At 68.6% G+C, this 18802-nt stretch carries 14 protein-coding genes; 7 read left to right on the top strand and 7 right to left on the bottom strand.

Annotated elements, in window-relative coordinates; all coding sequences use genetic code 11:
- Nucleotides 1-13: 13 nt before the first annotated feature.
- From alr to WME76_RS34095, 4 genes are all read right to left on the bottom strand, one after another.
- Nucleotides 14-1294: an alanine racemase gene (gene alr / locus WME76_RS34110; protein WP_437956399.1), complete on the bottom strand. Its 1281-nt coding sequence runs from the start codon at nucleotides 1292-1294 to the stop codon at nucleotides 14-16.
- A 96-nt stretch (nucleotides 1295-1390) separates the two neighbouring features.
- Entirely contained in the window at nucleotides 1391-1945 is a 555-nt protein-coding gene (locus WME76_RS34105) for a hypothetical protein (protein ID WP_437956398.1), read from the bottom strand.
- Nucleotides 1946-2335: 390 nt separating this feature from the next.
- Nucleotides 2336-2926: a GTP-binding protein gene (locus WME76_RS34100; RefSeq protein WP_012239857.1), complete on the bottom strand. Its 591-nt coding sequence runs from the start codon at nucleotides 2924-2926 to the stop codon at nucleotides 2336-2338.
- A gap of 11 nt (nucleotides 2927-2937) precedes the next feature.
- On the bottom strand, nucleotides 2938-3420 hold the full coding sequence (locus tag WME76_RS34095; protein WP_012239856.1) for a roadblock/LC7 domain-containing protein: 483 nt from the start codon (nucleotides 3418-3420) through the stop codon (nucleotides 2938-2940).
- A 755-nt stretch (nucleotides 3421-4175) separates the two neighbouring features.
- Between WME76_RS34095 and WME76_RS34090 the strand changes: the two genes are divergently transcribed.
- From WME76_RS34090 to WME76_RS34075, 4 genes are all read left to right on the top strand, one after another.
- Nucleotides 4176-7988, top strand: coding sequence for a DUF3857 domain-containing protein (locus tag WME76_RS34090; RefSeq protein WP_437956397.1), 3813 nt, complete (start codon nucleotides 4176-4178; stop codon nucleotides 7986-7988).
- A 163-nt stretch (nucleotides 7989-8151) separates the two neighbouring features.
- Complete coding sequence (gene rpmI / locus WME76_RS34085; protein WP_437481252.1) at nucleotides 8152-8349, top strand: 50S ribosomal protein L35; 198 nt, start codon at nucleotides 8152-8154, stop codon at nucleotides 8347-8349.
- 26 nt (nucleotides 8350-8375) lie between these two features.
- A complete protein-coding gene (gene rplT, locus WME76_RS34080; protein ID WP_061611106.1) occupies nucleotides 8376-8738 on the top strand; it encodes a 50S ribosomal protein L20 in 363 nt (120 codons plus the stop codon).
- 977 nt (nucleotides 8739-9715) lie between these two features.
- Entirely contained in the window at nucleotides 9716-11653 is a 1938-nt protein-coding gene (locus WME76_RS34075) for a sigma-70 family RNA polymerase sigma factor (protein ID WP_437956396.1), read from the top strand.
- A 149-nt stretch (nucleotides 11654-11802) separates the two neighbouring features.
- Here WME76_RS34075 and dacB read toward each other — a convergent pair whose 3' ends face one another.
- Nucleotides 11803-13395, bottom strand: a complete 1593-nt coding sequence (dacB, locus tag WME76_RS34070; protein ID WP_437956395.1) for a D-alanyl-D-alanine carboxypeptidase/D-alanyl-D-alanine endopeptidase — start codon at nucleotides 13393-13395, stop codon at nucleotides 11803-11805.
- A gap of 148 nt (nucleotides 13396-13543) precedes the next feature.
- On the opposite strand from dacB, the gene WME76_RS34065 reads away from it, so the two are divergent.
- Nucleotides 13544-14062, top strand: a complete 519-nt coding sequence (locus tag WME76_RS34065) for a hypothetical protein (RefSeq protein WP_437956394.1) — start codon at nucleotides 13544-13546, stop codon at nucleotides 14060-14062.
- Nucleotides 14059-14541 carry a hypothetical protein gene (locus tag WME76_RS34060; RefSeq protein WP_437956393.1) on the top strand — a complete coding sequence of 161 codons (483 nt, stop codon included), beginning with the start codon at nucleotides 14059-14061 and terminating at the stop codon, nucleotides 14539-14541. The genes WME76_RS34065 and WME76_RS34060 overlap by 4 nt, the downstream gene beginning before the upstream one ends.
- A 37-nt stretch (nucleotides 14542-14578) precedes the next feature.
- Here WME76_RS34060 and WME76_RS34055 read toward each other — a convergent pair whose 3' ends face one another.
- Nucleotides 14579-15478, bottom strand: coding sequence for a fumarylacetoacetate hydrolase family protein (locus tag WME76_RS34055; RefSeq protein WP_437956392.1), 900 nt, complete (start codon nucleotides 15476-15478; stop codon nucleotides 14579-14581).
- Between the two features lie 474 nt (nucleotides 15479-15952).
- On the opposite strand from WME76_RS34055, the gene WME76_RS34050 reads away from it, so the two are divergent.
- Nucleotides 15953-17638, top strand: a complete 1686-nt coding sequence (locus WME76_RS34050) for a CTP synthase (protein WP_061617703.1) — start codon at nucleotides 15953-15955, stop codon at nucleotides 17636-17638.
- A gap of 162 nt (nucleotides 17639-17800) precedes the next feature.
- Here the strand turns inward: WME76_RS34050 and WME76_RS34045 are convergent, their stop codons facing one another.
- On the bottom strand, nucleotides 17801-18763 hold the full coding sequence (locus WME76_RS34045) for an acyl-CoA desaturase (RefSeq protein ID WP_437956391.1): 963 nt from the start codon (nucleotides 18761-18763) through the stop codon (nucleotides 17801-17803).
- Nucleotides 18764-18802 lie beyond the last annotated feature (39 nt).

Raw genomic sequence — 18802 nt, 5'->3', positions numbered from 1 at the left:
CGCCCGCGCGAGCTCAGGGTTCGCGGTAGAACCTGGGCACGCGGCGCGAGATGCTCGTCAGCACTTCCCAGGCGATCGTCCCGGTGAGCCCGGCGATCTCCTCGGCGCTGATCGTCGCGCGCCCGAGCGGCCCGTCCTGTGTTCCAAGGAACACCGCCTCGTCGCCCACGCGCGCCCCCGGGATGTCCGTCACGTCGAGCATCGTGAGATCCATGGACACGGCGCCGGCGATCGGCGCGCGCTGGCCGCGCACGAGTCCGGCCCCGCGGTTCGACAGCTGGCGGCTCAGGCCGTCGGCGTACCCCATCGGCACGGTGGCCACGACGCTCTCCCGCGACGCCTGCCAGGTGTGGCCGTAGCCGATCCTGTCGCCCTTCGCGATCGTCCGCAGCGCGACGATCTCGCTGCGCACGCGGATGACCGGCTTGAGATCGGGCGCGAGCCCTGCGCACGGCGAGATGCCGAAGAGCGCGACCCCGGGTCGAACGACGTCGAGCCACGCGGCCGGCAGGCGCAGCATGGCCGCGCTGTTCGAGGCGTGCCGCACCCGCGGCGTGAGGCCGAAGCGCTTCGCCCGCTGCTCGATCTCCTCGAAGCGCTCCATCTGCTCGATCGTGACGCCGAGGTCGTCGGCGTCCGCGCAGGCGAGGTGCGTCATGAGCCCGTCGAGCCTCACCTCCGGGTGCCTGGCGAGCGCCGCGAACACCGCCTCGAGCTCGGAGCTCGCGGCGCCGAGCCGTCCCATGCCGGTGTCGACCTTGAGATGGACGCCGACGCGACCGCGCTGCTCGAGCCGCACCACGGTCGCGAGGCGCTCGATCTGTCCAGCGTCGTAGACGACGGGCACGAGATCGCGCGCGATGATCTCCTCGAACCCCTCGCGGCGCGGGCCGTAGTAGCCGCCCATGACGAGGATGGGCAGCCGGATGCCGGCGTCCCGCAGCTCGACGGCCTCCTCCAGCAGCGCGACGCAGAGCCCGGGGATGCCGGTCCGCTCGAGCGTCCGCGCGACGGCCGGCGCGCCGTGCCCGTACGCATCGGCCTTGAGCACACCCCAGATCTGCGGCCTGTGGGTGCCGCTCATCGCTCGCTCGAGGACGCGCAGGTTGTGCCGCAGGTGCGCGAGGTTCACCTCCGCGCGGGTCGGGCGAACTGCGTCCGCCGGCGCCGCGCGCCGTGGCCGCAGCACCCGCACCGGGCCGGCGCTCGATCCGAGCCCTTCGACGGCCGACGCCGTGCCGTTGCGATCCGAGACCGTGGTGCTGAGCTCAGTGGGCGCGTGCGAGGCGGACATCGTGTACGCGGATAGTCCTACGCTCGATCGCGGGTCAAGATTCCGGGCCATGTTGGTGCGACAAGGTGAGGCATGTCCGCAGAGCGCGGACCTCGCTCAGAAGCAGCGACGCATGCACCGCGTGTACTTGTCGGAGCACCCTTTTTCGCACACGGCGGACTTGCAGTCCTGCCGGCACTCGTTCCAGCTCGTTTGGCACGCCGCGCTGCACTCCGAGCCCGGCGGCGCCGCGTCCTCGACGTCGCTCAGCGGCGCGTCGGGGGCCCCCGCGTCCGCCTCTCCGGCGGGCGCAGGCGCGTCGGCGTTCAGGAGCATGGGCGGCGGCGCGAGCGCGCTCGTCGGCTCCGGAACGGCGGGCGCTCGGCTGCTGGGCGGGCTCCAGTCGCCTTCGTCGAAGTCGCTCGCGCGGCTGAGCTGCCTCTCCCGGAGCGTCGCGTACTCCACGCGGTCACGCGTCTGGCCGAACGTGTAGAACTGGAGCCACTCGTCCCAGCACGCGCGCCGCAGCGTCGGCTTGATCTCGGGCATCGAGTCGAGCGCCATGCAGTGCTCGAAGCGTACGTCCCCCTCGTACACCGCGTTGATGCTCGCGCCGCACGCGGTCGCGGTCACCGAGGCGGCGGCCAGGAAGAGGAGGGGTCTGAACCGCACGAGATTCCAACACCGATAGCAGAAAAGCTCGACCCTGGTGCCGTACCCGGCTCATCGTCGCGGGAACCTGTCCGCGTGCCAGGTCGAGATGCTCTCCGGTTGAATTTTGCCCTGCGATGCCGTAGGTTGCCGCCCCTTCGCACCGACAGCGGCGGCACGACGCCGCCGCGTCGGGCGCCTCAACGGAGCCTGTCCATGTTTCTCATGCTGTCGAAAGGTCCTCGAAAGACCACGCGCTCCAAGTCGAAGCGCCACCGGTCCAAGCTGAAGGCGAAGAACCGCAACCGGCGGAACCGCATCTACCAGCGCACCTGATCGCGGCGGCGGGCGCGAGCGAGTCCTCGGTCTCGCTCGCCGCGCCGCCCTTCGTTTCCGGGCTGCCCCTCGATGCTAGGGGCCGCCTTTCTTCAGCTCGGTCAGCACCAGCTTGGCGACCGCCTTCAGCGTGTCGAACACGCCGACGCCGGTCCGTGCGACGCCCTCGAAGTCGGGGACGTTCGTCGGGTTGAGCAGCGACCGGAGCTCCTCGACCGTGCCGATCTCCGGCAGATCCCGCTTGTTGTACTGGATGACGTACGGGATCTTGTCGAGCGAGTAGCCCTGCTCGGCCAGGTTCGTGCGGAGGTTCTCCACCGACTCCTGGTTCGCCTCGATGCGGCCGAGCTGCGAGTCCGCCACGAAGACGACGCCGTCGACGCCCTTCAGGATGAGCTTGCGGCTCGCGTCGTAGAAGACCTGCCCCGGCACCGTGTACAGGTGGAACCGCGTCTTGAAGCCGCGGATCTCGCCCAGCGCGAGCGGGAGGAAGTCGAAGAAGAGTGTCCGGTCGGTCTCCGTGGCGAGGGAGATCATCTTCCCCTTCGCGTCCGGATTGGTGCGCTCATAGATGTACTGCAGGTTCGTCGTCTTCCCGCAGAGACCCGGGCCGTAATAGACGATCTTGCAGTTGATCTCGCGCGCCATGTAATTGATGAAGCTCATCGACCGCGCTCCTAGTCGTTGAAGAGGTTGTCGATGTCCTCGTCGGTGATCTCGGCGAACGGCGAGTCAGCGCCCGGCTCCTGCACCTTCTTGAGCAGCGCCTCGAAGATGTGGTTGAGCTCCTCGCTCGCCTTTCGCACCCGGAGCCTCACCAACCCGAGGCTCGACTTTGAGTCGAAGATCACCACGAGGATGACGCGGTTCCCGACCAGCTGGATGTGGATGTTCGCCTTCTCACCCTCGTGGAACTGCGTGGCGAACTCGTTCTCCTTGAGGAGCTTCGCCATCCCGCCCGTGGCGGCGATGTTCCCCGCCGTCAGCGAGGCGAGCGAGGTGGTGTCGAGGTTGTCGACGTCTCCGCTCGCGGCGATCAATTGCCCGTTCTTGTCAACGATGAAGACGACCTTCGCATTGGCGTCCTTGACGAGGCGATCCACCACGCTCTGGATCTGGTTGAATTCCTCCTCGTACATCACCATCTGAGGGTTGACCATCGTTCCTCCGCCAGCGCTCTCGCGATGGGGCCCTGGGCATTGCGGGCTCTGTAGCCCTTGTCATCACCGGGCGCCGCACGTGCGGTCCCCGACCATCATCCAACCGGCTCCCCGCTGGTGCGGGCATGCCTTACCACCGGTACCACACGTTCGCGGCGCCACGCTCGCTGCCTGGGGACTTGCATGACCGGTTCGCGGCGCGCAGTGCGACTGCTCCTCGACCGTGCGCCCGTACATCTTGGGACGTTTCTATCCGAAGCAGGTGCGGCGGAGCAAGGCGGCCCTTTCTGGAAGTTGGAGGATCGCGCAGCCGGGGCCCCTCCGACCCCTGCCTGAGCTCGACCGAGGTCGCTCCCACCCCCGACCCCATGGGCCTGGCCCCGGCGCTTCCCCGGCACCGCTCCGCGCCTGTGGGCGAACTGGGTCGTTTCTATAAATGTACGTATTTATTAACGATTTTGAGCCGTTGTTCGTGCCGGTGCGCTCAGGCTGGGCCTCCTCGGGGCGCGCTGCTCGGGGAACGCGGCGGGGGCAGCGCCGCTGTGTGCCGGGCAGAAGCTCGAGAGCGCCTGGGAAATCGCGGGCGACGCGGCGGTCTCATGCGCGAGCTGCTCGACGGGCGAGGCCCTGCACCGTCTCTGTGATGCGCGTTTCACCGGCGCCGTGGTGTCACCGCTTGACCTGAGCCGCTGCGTTGATCTTGCGCGCGTGGCTTGCGCTTGACCGAGCGCTTCGGTCACGGGATAGCGCCTTGGATGCATGACGTGCTCAACCGGATCGAGCCCCGTGAGATCGAGCTCGACCCGGGGACGATGAGGAAGCGCTTCGGCTGCGTGCTCACCGCGGCGGCTGCGGCGTTCGTGTGCGCCACGTCGATCGCTTCGGATGCCGGCGCCGAGCTCGGCGCGGTTCACCCCGAGGTGCTCTCCGCGCACGCGGCGGTCCGTGCGGCGAGAGGTCCGGAGGTCTACGGCGCGCTGCGAGAGCTCTGGCGCACGTGGGACCGCGCGGATCCGGCGCAGGTCGAGGCGGCGATCGCGGCGGTCGCCGAGGGCGGTGCGACCAGCGCGCCAGCGCGGGTCTATGCGGAGCTCCTCTCGGCGTACGCGCGCAGGCGGCGAGGTGATCTCGACGGAGCGGTAGCGAAGATCCAGAAGCTCGGGTTCATCGGTCGCTGGGCCACGATCGGCCCGTTCGACAACGAGAACAAGGGGGGCTTCGATCGCGCGTTTGGGCCCGAGGAGGAGCTCGACCAGCCGATCGCAGCGGGCAGGACGTACGACGGTAAAGCGCGGGCGGTCCGCTGGCGCGTGCCGCCCGAGGCGCCGCAGTACGGGTGGTTCGATTTCGGCGATTTCATCCGTCCGGTCGAGGGCGTCTGCGGCTACGCGACGACGTTCGTCCGGGCGAAGGCCGGGACGCGCGCGTCCCGGCCGATCTCCCTCTGGGTCGGGGCGGACGGCGCGTTCAAGCTGTTCTGGAACGGCGAGAAGGTCCTGGCCGATCCGGGGTATCGCGAGCTCGACATCGATCGGTTCGCCGCGGCCGTGTCGCTCAAGCCCGGCTACAACCGGCTGACGATCAAGGTCTGCGGCGGTGCATCGGCGCCCAAGTTCGCGCTGCGCATCGGCAACGAGAAGGGGGCTCCGGATCTCGATCTGGACGTGACCTCCGACATCGGGACGCAGGTGACGGCGCCGCAGGGGGAGCCCGCCAGCGCGAAGCGCGCGGGTGAGGCGCGGGCGCAGGCCGGCGGGCCGCGCACAGGCGTGAAGGTCGCCGCGCGCGCGGGAGCCATCGAGGGCCCGATGCAGGCGTTCGAGCGCGCTGCGAGCGCCGAGCGGCCGTCACCAGCCGTCCTGGAGGCGTTCGCGCGCTACCTCGTGCTCACCGGCGGCGATGCGGAGGGCGAGCACAGAGCGCGCGATCTCGCGCGTCGCTCCGCGGAGGCCGAGCCGAGCGTGCGTCGCTACGTGCTCGCAGGCCAGCTCTCCGAGGACAGAAACCAGCAGCGCGCGTGGATCGAGCGCGCCGCTGGGCTCGTGGGCCGTGGCCGCGAGGACATCGACGTGCTGCTCGCCCAGGCGCGGCTCGCGCAGACGAGCCCGAACTGGCGGGAAGCTGCCCCGATCTACGAGCGCATCCTGGCCTCCGACCCCGATCACGTCATCGCTACCCTGGGGCTCGTCGACCTCTACGTGGAGGCGGGGCTGAAGCGCACCGCCCTCGCCACGTTGGAGCGTGCGCTCTCGAGGCAGCCGAACAGCGTCTCGCTGCTCCGCGCTTCAGCGTCGCAGCTCCGCGCCCTCGGCCGCGACACCGAGGCCGCCGAGATGGAGGCGCGGTACGCGGCGCTGCGCTTCGACGACTCGAGCTTCTTGCACCAGCAGGTCGACCTCGCGGTGGCGCGCCGCGACCCTGCCGGCGCCGAGCGCTGGCTCGATCGCTTCCTCCGCAGCGAGCCTGACTCCGTCTGGGCCCGCTCCGTCGCGGCGCGCACGTACCGCGCGCTCGGCCATGGCGATCGCGCCCTCGCGGCGCATCAGCGCGCGCTCGCCATGGCGCCCGAGGACATCGGCACGCTGCGCGCTCTCTCCGATCTCTACGGCGAGGAGGGCAACCGAGAGGCGCAGCTCGAGATGCTGCAGCAGATCCTGGCGATCAGCCCCCAGGTGAAGGACGTGCGCGAGTACATCGAGCACATCGAGCCGCCGAAGCCGCGCGCGGACGAGGCCTACGCCTGGGCGCCCGACCGCTTCCTCCCGATGCGGCGCAGCGCTGACCGACAGTATCCCAAGCGCACGCTCCGCAGCCTGACGGTCACCACCGTGTTCCCGAACGGCCTGGCCAGCCGCTTCCGGCAGGTCGTCTTCCAGCCGCTCACGGACGAGGCTGCGGCGAGCGCCCGGCAGTACGCCTTCGAGTACCAGGCCGATCGCCAGACCGTGAGCCTCCGGGCCGCGAAGGTCTACCGGGCAGACGGCAAGGTCGACGGGGCGATCGAGAGCGGGGAAGCAGGGGCGAACAACCCAGCGCTCGCGATGTACACCTCAGGGCGCACGTTCTACGTCAGCTTCCCGCGGCTCAACGCCGGCGACGTCGTCGAGTTGCGGTACCGCGTCGATGACGTCAGCCCGCGCAACGAGATCGCCGATCACTTCGGCGAGATCGAGTACCTCCAGGGGGATGAGCCGATCGCCAGCAGCGAGTACGTGCTGATCACCCCCAAGGCGAAGCCGTTCCACATCTTCGCGTCCAATCTCCCTGGCCTCGTGCGCGAGACGAAGGAGGACGCCGACCGGCGCATCTACCGCTTCGCCGCCGCCTCCGTCCCCCCCGTCGCGCCCGAGCCGGCGATGCCGCCGTGGTCCGAGATCCTGGCGCATGTCCACGTCTCGACCTTCAAGAGCTGGGACGAGGTTGGCTCCTGGTACTGGGGCCTCGCGCGAGAGCAGTTCGATGTCGACGACGAGGTGCGCAAGCGAGTGCGCGAGATCACGAAGAACCTCACCGACGATCTGAGCAAGGTCCGCGCGATCTACAAGTACGCGACCGAGACGCGCTACGTGGCGCTCGAGTTCGGCATCGAGGGGATCCGTCCGAGGAGGTGCGCCCAGACGCTCGCTCGCGGCTGGGGCGACTGCAAGGACAAGGCGACGCTGATCGTCACGATGCTCCGCGAGCTAGGCATCCCGTCGACGATCGTGCTCGTGCGCACCCGCATGCGCGGCGGCATCGAAACGGAGCCCGCGAGCCTCGCGCCGTTCGACCACGCGATCGCGTACGTGCCTTCGCTCGACCTCTACCTCGACGGAACGGCAGAACACTCGGGCTCGACCGAGCTACCCGTCATGGATCGCGGCGCGATGGCGCTTCAGATCAACGAGGGCAAGCCGAAGCTGGTTCGCCTCCCCGAGCCCTCGCCGGAGGCTTCCGTCATGTATCGCACCGTCGACATCGCGCTCAGCGCGGATGGTTCGGCGCAGCTCGGGGTCGACATCCAGGTGGCCGGCGCCTTCGCTCCGGAGTGGCGCACCCGCTACATGGCAGAGGGGACGCGCCGGGATCGAGCGGGCCGGGATCTCGCCGCGGACTTCGGCACGGTCGAGCTGGCTGCCGGCAGGGCGGGGGTCGAAGTGAACGACCTTGAGGACCTCGAGCAACCGGTGAAGCTGCGGGCTCGAGGGAAGGCCGTCGCGCTCGCGCGCAAGGAGGGCGACAGCCTGTCGATCCCCGCGGTGCCCACGCAGCGCCTCGCGACCGACTTCGCCTCCCTCTCGACGCGCACGCGCGACGTGATCATCCCCGCGCTCACGACGCGCCGGGATGAGTGGTCCATCCGCGTCCCGCAGGGATGGCGCGTGACCAGGGCGCCGCTTCCGCAGGAGCTGGACACCCCGTTCGGCAAGTTCTCCATCTCGGTCGAGCAGTCCGCCGGGAAGGTGGTCGTCCGCAGCCAGATCGCGCTCACGAGGTCCCGGATCAAGCCGTCCGAGTACATGGCCTTCAGAACGTTCTGCGAGACGGCGGACCGCGCTTTCGGTCAGCGGGTCGTGCTCGGGAAGTGAGCGAGGACCAGAGCCCTGCCCATCCGGCGCTCCTCCGACCTTGACAACCTTGCGCCGGCTCGCCATAAAGCGCCCCCTCTACGCATCCCTGCGGCACGGAACAGCCTCTCCGGTGGTTCGGAGGGTGGCCGCCGGGAGCGTAGGTACCCGGATCGAGGGCGTCATGCCGAAGATGAAGACCAACCGCGCCGCGGCCAAGCGGTTCAAAGTGACCGGTTCAGGCCGGATTCGCCGCAGCAAGTGCGGGCTCAACCACTGCATGCAGGAGAAGAGCAAGAAGCGCCTGCGTCGTCTCCGCAAGAACGACATGGTCGACTCGGCGATGGAGAAGCGGGTCAAGCTGCTTCTTCCTTACGGCTGACCCTGGAACCGGTGAGGTAAGCTCCGATGCCGCGTGTAAAAAGAGGGTTCAAGGCTCGCCGCCGACGCAACCGCGTCCTCAACCAGACCGAGGGCTACTTCCTCGGCCGAAAGAATCGCTTCCGCCAGGCGGTCGAGGTTCTGCGCCACGCGTGGGAGTACGGCTACATCAGCCGTAAGCTCAAGAAGCGGGATTTCCGTCGTCTCTGGATTACCCGGATCAACGCTGCCGCGCGCCTCAACGGGACGACCTACTCCCGCCTGGTCAGCGGCCTCAAGAAGGCCGGCGTCGCGCTCGACCGGAAGATCCTCTCCGAGATCGCCATCCACGACCCTGCATCCTTCGGCGCCGTGGCGAAGCTCGTCTCCTCCTCCGCTGCAGCGAAGTGACCGCTCCGGGCGGTCATCTCGACCGCTCGGCCATCAGCTCCCTGCCCCGGCGAACTCGGCCGGGACCGCCCGGTACATATCGCTTTGGCGAACGATGATCTTCGTTCGAACCAGCTCCGCTCTGCGCCTACGACGGCATGCTGCGCAGCCAAGCCGCGGACGAGTACGTCCGGGTACGTCCCTGTGAGCGCTGTGGGTTGCTGCTCCATCGCTCACTGGAGGACATACCATCGATGTGCCCAGTGGGGCGAATGGGTACCAAACAAATGCACAGTGTGCATTCCCTGCACGCTCGGAACCGCATCTTTGATGGCACCCTATGACCCTGGTGCCAGGGTGAGTTCCGACCCGGCCTGAAGAGCCCGGCCGCTCTGTCGCCCAGACGCACCTCCCTTGTGAGGTGCGAGCGCACATTCGAGGCCTGACGAGCGTAGGGCCCTTCCTGGTCGATCTCCACGGAATCGTCCCCCTGCCGCAGCTTCTGTCGAGCCTGAGTTAACGGCTGGAAATACTAACTTTCCAGGCCGATCTCTCGCGAAAAATAACCTTCTCCGCCTTTGGCCGTCGGGTGAGGGCTCGACATCGCCGTCGGGAGGCCCAGGTTCAGGAAACATCGAAGGTCACTGAGAGAGCGGCCTCAGCAGTCAGGTTCAGCACCCTACACGCTGGAAAGTATTACGGATTCCCCTGCCCGCGCTGCGAGGGCGGCTCCACCGAGGCGTGGGCGCTGGCGGAATCGAGGTGCTCCCATGGAGGACAGGTTGCCGATGTTGTTGCGTCCACGAAAGCGTCCCCAGCCAAGCAGTTCGGCTCGGTCACAGCGAAACAGTTCGCTCGACATGACGCGGACTGCGCCTCCCGGTCTACATACCGCACCCAGGTCGAGCTCTCAAACGGGAGAAGCCGGAACGCACGCCAAAAAAGGCACTGTTTTTGCTTCAAGAATCGGGCTGCCACCGGGAGCTGGCTCGAGAACGTTGTTCTGCAAGAGCAAGCCCGCCTCTGGCGGGAAGAGTTCGACCGGAATCAAAAGAAAGCACCAGCGGTTGCCAGTTTCAACAGGAGCTCCTTCGGTCAGCTCCAGCTCCCTGTTTGGCACGAAATCGCCTCGCCTGCCGTCAAAAGATGGCGAGGCATTTCAATCTCGCAAGGTCAGCCGTTTAGAAGTGAACGCCGACACAAAGACCAAGATGAGCACGTCGACCGCCCGCCGTCCAGAAACTGCGCGGAGAAACGCCAAAGCCTCCGCTGTGGGTACCTCTGCGCGGCTCGCGGCATCCAAGAGCTCGCAGGGAGCCGAGACAGCATCGGCTTCCCGGCGGGCGGCATCGCAGACCACCGATTCGGGGGTCTCCGAGGTCGAAGAATTCGGGGACAGCCAGTCGCCGCGCTCGCACTTTCAAGGAGCTACCACCGTGGAGGGAGCCGCCATGAGGTCGACCAAGAGCAACGCCACTGTAGTGAAGGGCGACCCGCTCGCTCAGGGTGGGACAGCCACGCCGGAAATCGCAGCCCTCGGCCTTCTGGAAGACGACCAGGCGGAGGAGACCGCCGTGCGACCCCGCCCGGCGGAGATCCTCGATGAGGATCGAGCGGCTGACTTCATCGATCTGGACCTCGGACCGCTGGAGCGGCTGCCGCAGCCCGAGCGGGCGAGGAACCAGGATCGGGAGCTGAAGGATGTCGAGGACGGTGGCGGCGATTCGATGCTCGCCCGCTACTTCCGCGACATGGCGCTGCATCCCGTGATGGGGCCCGACGAGGAGCTCGACACCGCTCGGGCGGTCGAGCGCACGGAGGTGGAGCACTGGGTGGCCTTGCTCTCGTACCTGCCTGCGGCCGAGTACATCCTCACCGCCCTTGAGGAGGATGTCGCCAAGGCTGGCGAGGATGAGGTGAAGGCTCCGCAGCTCGCGGAGATGCAGAAGCTCGTCCGCGCAGCGAAGAAGCAGAAGGGGAAGCTTCTGCCCGAGCAGGAAAAGCCGTGGACCCAGCTCTCCGAGGAGCTCGCGGCGGCTGTCCGCCTGCCGGACTCGGATCGCCTCTGGATGGCGCGCGCCTTCACCATCGCGCGTGATCTCGTGCGCGAGCCGGACTTCGAGGACGACGTGAGCGATCCCGAGGAGACCCGCCCCACGCGGCCGAGGCTCCCCCTGTCCAGCTCGTACCGCCGTTACCTCGATCGGGTGGAGCGGACCTTCCAGGCGCAGCACGACGCGAAGAACCGCTTCGTGAAGGCCAACCTGCGGCTCGTTGTCTCGATCGCGCGCCGCTACAACCGTGGGCGCCTGCCGCTGATCGATCTGATCCAGGAAGGCAACATCGGGCTGATGAAGGCGGTCGAGCGCTTCGACCACAGCCGTGGCTACCGCTTCTCGACCTACGCGTCCTGGTGGATCAGGCATGCGATCAGCCGCGCCCTGGCGGACAAGGGGCGGGCGGTTCGCATCCCGGTCCACATGCTCGACACGTACAACCGCGTGGCGCGGGCGACGCAGGCGATCATCGCGCGCACGGGGCACGAGCCGACGATCGAGGAGCTCGAGAAGGAGACGGGCGTCCCGCGCGAGAAGCTCGACAAGGTGAAGGACTTCTACGCGGAGACGCCGTTCTCCCTCGATCGGCCGGTCGGCGACGAGGACGGGCGCAAGTTCATCGACTTCCTCCAGGAGGAGAACGCGCTGTCGCCGTTCGATCACCTGGCGAACAGGAAGTGGAGCGACGAGGTCCGCCGGCTTCTGACCACCCTCACGCCGATCGAGTCGCGGATCATCCGCTGGCGCTTCGGCCTCGACGATGAAGACGAGCTCACGCTGAAGGAGATCGGCGACAAGTACAACCTGTCGCGCGAGCGCATCCGTCAGCTCCAGGAGCAGGCGCTCGGCAAGATCCGCAAGCAGATGCGCGACTACTGAGCGACGGACGCAACAGACGCGATGACGCGGCCGCGCGGCGTAACGCCGCGCGGCCGCGTTGCTTTCGCCTCGCGCGCAATCTGCCGCGGGGCGCGCGCAGGAGGATGCTCATCGCGCGCGATGGCCGTCGCCCTGGGCCGCTCGTGCCTTCAAGGCGAGCGCGCTCCCTTCCAGAGCTCGTCAGCGAGCGCGCCGACGAAGTCGTCGATGGCCCTTCGTACCGGCTCGATCTTCCCGGGGACGTCGGAGGCCAGCACTGCGAAGGCGATCGGGGACCGGCCGGGCGGCGGGAGGATGTAGCCGGAGAGGGCCGCGACGGAGGCGAGTGTTCCTGTTTTGGCGCGGATGGCGCGCTCCTTCGACCAGCCGCGGAAGCGGCCGCGCAAGGTCCCGTCCACGCCGCCGATCGCGAGTTGCGCGGTGAAGTCAGCGCCGAGCGCGGGATCGAGGAGCGCGGCACGGAGCAACCGGACGATGGCCTCCGGCGACGCGCGAGCCGCGTCGAACAGGCCGGAGCCGTTCCGCAGGACGACGCCCTCCTGGGTGGCGCCGAGCTCGCGGATGGTCTCGCCGACCAGCTCCGCCGCAGCCTCGGCCGTGCCGGGGCGACCGCGCCTCTCTGCGGCGAGCGTCTTGAAGATCGTCTCTGCGTAGAAGTTGTCGCTGTCCTTCCCGAGCGCAGGGAGCAACTCGCCGAGAGGCGCCGAGCGGTGGGCCCCGAGCAACCGCTTCTGGTGCTCGCCGCCAAGCCGCACCTCACCGGAGATCTCGACGCCGACCTCCTGAAGCATCTCCCTGAGCGCATACGCAGCGACGAGGCGAGGATCATCGACGCGCCTCGCCAGGCTCACTGCGCGGCCGCCTTCCGGGATGCTGCCGCTGAGGTGCACGACGAGGCGCTGGCCGTTTGGTTCCAGTCGGATTCCGATCTTCTCCGGTGTGCCGCGCTTCGCGGTGGCCACCTTCCCACGGAGCACCGTCAAGCCAGGGGGATCGATCGCCACGGATGCGGCCTCGCCCGCCTTCGACGGCCGCACCGTGAGGAGCACCGCGTTCGCGTTCAGCGACGCCGCCGCGACCGGGGCGCGGAAGGCCGCCCACTCCTCCGGCTGCTGCTCGAAGGCTGGAGGCACGTAGCGCGCGTCGAAGTAGCCCTGGTCGACCGCGATCGCTGCGACCTTGCGGACGCCACTCGCGCGCAGATCGCGCGCCATCTCCCAGAGATCGCGCGTCCTGAGCGACGGGTCGCCCGAGCCCCGGAGCACGAGCTCGGCGACGGCTCCGTTCGATGCCTCCCCGTAAAGCCCAGTCAGGTACCGGTAGCTCGGCCCGAGCAGGCGCAGCGCGGCCGCGGCCGTGAACAGCTTCGCGTTCGATGCGGGATTGTACAGGCCGCGCTCATCGAAGGCGGCGAGCGTCGCTCCGCTGCCGACGTCGAGCGCGAGCACGCCGACCCGCCCCCCCCAGCGATGCACGTCGGCGGTGAGCTTCTCGAGCTGCGCCCGCGCGCGGCCCGGGACGACGCGATGAGGTCCGGGAGCGGCGACGGTCGACGGGGGCGCGCTCGCGCCTCCGGACGATTCCTGCGTCGGTTTCGCGGCGCCGGTCCGCTCCGCGGCACGCGCGTCGCCGTCGCTCGGCTGTGAGCCGCCCGGGCGGGCGAGGGTCGACGAGAGCACAAGCGCGACCACGGAGACGGTCCAGCGGGAGCTGCGGGGCATAACTGCTCTCCGGCTGTACAACGTCTCCGCCGCCGGCGCCTCATCCGGTAGACCGCTCGGCGCCGCTCGCCAGCGCTCCCGGGACGCGCGCTCGGGGTTGTCCTCGCAAAGGAGAGCTTGCTAGGGTGCGCGCAGACACTTTTCACGCTCTGTTCGAAGGGAGGACACCGTGTCCCAGCAGCACTCGACCCGCGCGCTCTTGCCGCTCATCATCCTCGCGGCGGCGGCATGCTCGGGCGCCAAGCCCAAGCAGGCAGGTGAAGACTACAACTTCGAGCAGGCATACTCCGACGAGGCGGCGCCAGCGCCCGCCGAGGCGGACAGCTCCGAAGCGGAGGCAAGCGCGTCGCAGGACAGCGGCGGCGGTCTCAACGCCGATCAGAAAAAGCAGATGGAGATCGCGCTGAGGCGCGGGGGAGACAAGGCGTCGAACTGCGCCGACGTCGTGCCCAACGCGCCGACCGGCGAGGGAGAGGTCAAGGTCGTCTTCGACGGGCAGAAGGGGCGCGTGACCGACGTGCTGGTGGGACCGCCATTCGCAGGGACGCCCGCCGAGGCCTGCGTCAAGCGCGCCTTCGTCGGGGAGATCGTGCTGCCGTTCGATGGCGATCCCCTCGAGGTCCCCTACACCGTGAAGCTGCCGGCCAAGAAGGCCGGCTCCGCGTCGTCCAGCACGAAGAAGCCATGAAGAGCCCGGCCTTCGCTCTCGCCGCTGCGCTCGCGTTGACCGCTGCTTCCGCCGGCGCGGAGGAGCAGACGGCGCCTCCGCGGTACCCGCCGTCGTCGGTGCGCCCGAAGCTCATCGTCGGCGGGGTGGCCGTGACGGCGCTCGCTTACGGTGCAGGGTTCCTCGCCGCGACCTCGTGGCCTGACGTGCCCGGGTCGAGCGAGCTGAAGATCCCGATCGCGGGCCCCTGGATGGCGCTCGCCAAGAACGGCTGCGCCGCGGACGATCCGGACTGTGGAGCGAAGCTGTACGTGCGCGGAGCGCTCACCGTCGTGGGGGGGCTCGCGCAGCTCGCTGGCCTCGCGCTCGTCGGTGAGGGCATCTTCATGACCACGGAAGGGCGCCCGGCGCAGCCTCCGAGCACGTCGGCGCTGACGGTGCTGGCGGCTCCGGTCATCACCGCGACGGGCATGGGCATCGGCGTCGTCGGCACCTTCTGAGCCGCCGAGGACCACGCGCCCGGCGCGCTGCTCACGCTCACGGTCGGCGCCACGGCAACGAGGCGGGGCCGCGGACCGGCTTGCCGGTCAGGCGCCCGACGCGCTCGATCATCAGCTCCACGCTGGCGCCGTACGGCACGCGCCGCCCAGCGTTCCCGCCGAAGACCCGGCCCGCTCCCACGACGTCGCCTGCGCGCAGCTCGACCTGGTTGCTGATGTACGCGACGGATTCCGGCAGCGTGAAGGTCCACTCGCCGATGCGCGAGCAGGAGCGCGTCTCGGCGTCGACACGGACCTGGGTCCGCAGCACCTCGACGGGGCCGAGCTCGTCAGGCGTGACGAGCACCGGGCCTAGCTGCGTCGCGAAGTCCTTCGCCTCTGAAGGTGGCAGCCCGCGCGCCAGCGACCGCGCCTCCAGGCTGCGCGCCGTCCAGTCGTTCAGCACGGTGTAGCCCGCGATCGCTCGCTCCACTTCCTCCGGGGGGGCGCGCCGCAGATCCTCGCAAAGGAGCGCCGCGAGGTTCAGCTCGTAGTCGGGCTCGTCCTCGAGCGCAGGGAAGGGGATCGCTGCGGCGTGTCCGAGCAGCGCGCGGCTGTTGCCGAACCGGTACCAGGGGAGCGCTGCGTCGCGCGTGTAGGGGCCGAGCTGGATGTACGCTGCGCGGTCGGTGGCGCAGGGCGGTAGCCACAGGATGGCGTCCAGGTGAAGCTGCGCGGCGGCGGGCCGATCTCCGCTGAGCAGCCGGTCGTCCAGCGCGTGAAGACCGGCGCAGCGAAGCGCCACCACGCGCGTGTGAAAGTCCGACACGCCGGGGATGTCAGCGAGCTTCGTTCCGAACTGGCGTTCGAGCTCCGCGACATCGTACAGCGCGCCGTCGCGTTCCAGCGCGACGATCGGGGTGGACGTCGCGAGCTGAAGAACGTGGGCGATTCTCATGGTGTCGCTGAGCGCTAGCGGAGCGTACCACCCCGGTCCGCCGAAGCTCCCGAGGGGACGGGAAGGCCCGCGGCGCTCTGCCGCGGCAGCGGTCCGCGGCCCGCCCCCGCTCCCGGACGCCGCCCGGGCTCCCGCGAGACTCGGCCCGGTGCGAGATCGGATTGTCCTTTGCATTGACGCGCCGGGAGAGCGGCCTAGAATGCCGGCGGATTCAGAGCGGCATCACGTCGCGCAGGCTTGCCGTGGGCCCATCCGATTGCAGACGGGCTCGTACGGCAGGTCAGGTTCTGTTGCCGGTGCGGGACCCCTCCTCGCGGGGGGTCCTCCGGCTTCGGTCCTGTTGACGGGGCCGTGCGGCTTGTAAGCCGGGCAAGGTATTTGCCGTGGAGAGCCGAACCTCGGCGGCCTCACCTCTTGAGCGCCGGTCGGGGAACTGGTTACAGGCGCGCACACGGCGCAGCGGAGCGATGGGTCATGAGCAAGCGGACCAAATTCGTCTTCGTCACAGGCGGAGTCGTATCGTCGATCGGCAAGGGACTGGCCGCAGCCTCGATCGGGGCGTTGATGGAGTCCCGTGGGTTGAAGGTCACCCACCTCAAGCTGGACCCGTACATCAATGTCGATCCCGGCACGATGTCCCCGTACCAGCACGGCGAGGTCTTCGTCACCGACGACGGCGCGGAGACCGATCTGGATCTCGGGCACTACGAGCGCTTCACGCTCGCCCGGATGACGAGGCAGAACAACTTCACGACCGGCCGCGTCTACGAGGCGGTCATCTCCAAGGAGCGCCGCGGCGAGTACCTCGGGGCGACGGTGCAGGTGATCCCGCACGTCACGGACGAGATCAAGCTGCGCATCCGCTCTGCCGCGGACGGGGCCGACGTGGCGATCGTCGAGGTCGGCGGCACCGTGGGTGACATCGAGTCGCTCCCGTTCATCGAGGCGATCCGCCAGCTCAAGGTGGAGTCGGGCGCGCAGAACGCGATCTCGGTGCACGTCACGCTCGTGCCGTTCATCGCGACGGCGGGCGAGCTGAAGACGAAGCCCACCCAGCACTCGGTGAAGGAGATGCGCGAGATCGGCATCCAGCCGGACATCCTCCTCTGCCGTTGCGATCGGCCGCTCCCGCGCAGCATGAAGGAGAAGATCTCCCTGTTCTCGAACGTCGCCGTCGACTGCGTGATCGCGGCCGTCGACGTCGACTGCATCTACGACCTCCCGCTGGTCCTCCATGCAGAGGGCATCGACGAGAAGATCACGGAGCTGCTCAACATCTGGGCGAGGCAGCCGGACCTGTCGCCCTGGCAACGTATCGTCGAGCGGTTCAAGAAGCCGTCCCGCGGCATCGTGAAGATCGGCGTCGTCGGCAAGTACGTGCACCTGCGCGACTCGTACAAGTCGCTCCACGAGGCGCTCGTCCATGGCGGGCTCCACAACGACGTGCGGGTCGAGCTCGAGTACATCGACTCCGAGCAGATCGAGGCGCGAGGTGCGCCCGAGCTGCTGTCGAACCTCGACGCGATCCTGGTGCCCGGCGGCTTCGGCGATCGCGGGACCGAGGGGAAGATCGAGGCCATCCGCTACGCGCGCGAGGAGAAGATCCCGTTCTTCGGGATCTGCCTGGGCATGCAGCTCGCGGTCGTCGAGTTCGCGCGGCACGTCTGCGGCATGGCGGGGGCGAACTCGGTGGAGTTCGACCGCAACGCCGCCTACCCGGTGATCGATCTGATGCCCGATCAGAAGGGCGTCGTCGAGAAGGGTGGAACGATGCGCCTCGGCGCTTACCCGTGCGTGCTGGAGAAGGGGTCGATCGCCGCCGAGGCGTACGGGCAGACGAGCATCAGCGAGCGTCACCGGCACCGGTACGAGGTGGCGAACAAGTACCGCGAGGCGATGACGCAGAAGGGGCTCGTGCTGTCCGGGACGTCGCCGGATCAGCGGCTCGTCGAGATGATCGAGCTGCGCGAGCATCCGTACTTCGTGGGCTGTCAGTTCCACCCCGAGTTCAAGAGCCGGCCCCATAACGCGCACCCGCTCTTCGCGCGCTTCGTGCGCGCAGGTTTGGAGCGCCAGCGCGAGCGCAACAAGGCCGAGAAGCCGAAGCCCGGCGACTCCGCGGCCGCTCACAGCCAGCAAGCCGCTTCGTCGGTCAACTAGCGTCGCGGGCCAGGATCCTCAGGGATGCCTGGCCGCCACCTCGGCGGCGAGACGTGCGCGGGGTTGTCGCCGGTCGTGAAGCTTGCGTGCTGCAAGCGCCCACGGACGAGAGCTGCCCTGCAGCTTTCGTCCGTGGATCATCGCGGTTGAACGCTGCGGGGGTCAGACGTCGCCGAGGCTCGGCCGGCCCAGCGGCGGGGCGTCGAGGGGCTCGGCGGGCGCGGCTTGAGGCGCGAGGAGCGGCGAACGCTCGCCGACCTCCTTCAGCAGGTTTCGCTGGAGGACGTGCGCCGGTGCAGTCCGAAGGTCCCAGATCAGACCGAGCTTCTCCATGCCGCGCAGGATGTAGAAGCTGACGTCGATCTCCCACCAGAAGAAGCCCTGGTTCGCGCTGCTCATGTAGTGGTGGTGGTTGTTGTGCCAGCCCTCGCCGAGGGTGATCAGCGCCAGCCAGAAATTGTTGCGGCTCGTGTCGGTCGTCGCGTAACGCCGCGAGCCGAACACGTGCGCGAGGGAGTTGATCGTGAACGTGCCGTGCATGAGCGCGCACGTCGACACGACGTAGCCCCAGAGGAACGCGTCGTAGCCGCCGACCGCGAAGAGCAGCGCCATCATGCCGAGCGGCCCGACCACGTGGTAGCGGTCCAGCCAGCGGAGCTCGGGGAACCCGGCGAAGTCGGGGATGCGCTTCAGGTCGAGCTCCTCATGCTCGCGGCCGAGCCACCAGCCCATGTGCGCGTACCAGAACCCCTTGCGCAGCGGGCTGTGAACGTCGCGCTCCGTGTCCGAGTATTTGTGATGGACGCGGTGCGTGCCTCCCCACCACAGCGGGCCCTTCTGCGTCGCCGTCGTCCCGAGCAACGCGAGCAGGAACTGAAGGCCGCGGCTCGTCTTGTAGCTCCGGTGCGAGAAGTACCGGTGGTAGACCGCCGTGATCGCGAACATCCGGATGAAGTACGTGGCCGCGGCGAGCGCGGCGAGCTTCCAGGTGGCTCCCCGGAGGAAAGCGACCACCGTGCCCACGTGGATGGCGGTGATCCCCAGCACGTTGAAGAGCTGACCCCAGCCCGGGCCAGGCTTCGGTACGACGACTCGTGTAGGGCTCGATGGACGGGCTTGCGTCATGGTTTCCAAGGTGGATGGAGCATCGAGCATGCCCGTCAC

Source organism: Sorangium sp. So ce119 (genome assembly GCF_051524405.1).
Lineage (GTDB): Bacteria > Myxococcota_A > Polyangia > Polyangiales > Polyangiaceae > Sorangium > Sorangium cellulosum_G.
Note: the sequence above shows the minus strand (reverse complement) of the source record. Positions and strands in the feature narration are given on the sequence as shown.

Coding starts and splice junctions, on each gene's coding strand:
- rplT (WP_061611106.1), top strand. CDS start 8,376: ATGCCGCGTGTAAAAAGAGGGTTCAAGGCTCGCCGCCGACGCAACCGC.
- alr (WP_437956399.1), bottom strand. CDS start 1,294: ATGTCCGCCTCGCACGCGCCCACTGAGCTCAGCACCACGGTCTCGGAT.
- WME76_RS34090 (WP_437956397.1), top strand. CDS start 4,176: ATGCATGACGTGCTCAACCGGATCGAGCCCCGTGAGATCGAGCTCGAC.
- WME76_RS34095 (WP_012239856.1), bottom strand. CDS start 3,420: ATGGTCAACCCTCAGATGGTGATGTACGAGGAGGAATTCAACCAGATC.
- WME76_RS34055 (WP_437956392.1), bottom strand. CDS start 15,478: ATGAGAATCGCCCACGTTCTTCAGCTCGCGACGTCCACCCCGATCGTC.
- WME76_RS34045 (WP_437956391.1), bottom strand. CDS start 18,763: ATGACGCAAGCCCGTCCATCGAGCCCTACACGAGTCGTCGTACCGAAG.
- rpmI (WP_437481252.1), top strand. CDS start 8,152: ATGCCGAAGATGAAGACCAACCGCGCCGCGGCCAAGCGGTTCAAAGTG.
- WME76_RS34100 (WP_012239857.1), bottom strand. CDS start 2,926: ATGAGCTTCATCAATTACATGGCGCGCGAGATCAACTGCAAGATCGTC.
- WME76_RS34050 (WP_061617703.1), top strand. CDS start 15,953: ATGAGCAAGCGGACCAAATTCGTCTTCGTCACAGGCGGAGTCGTATCG.
- WME76_RS34060 (WP_437956393.1), top strand. CDS start 14,059: ATGAAGAGCCCGGCCTTCGCTCTCGCCGCTGCGCTCGCGTTGACCGCT.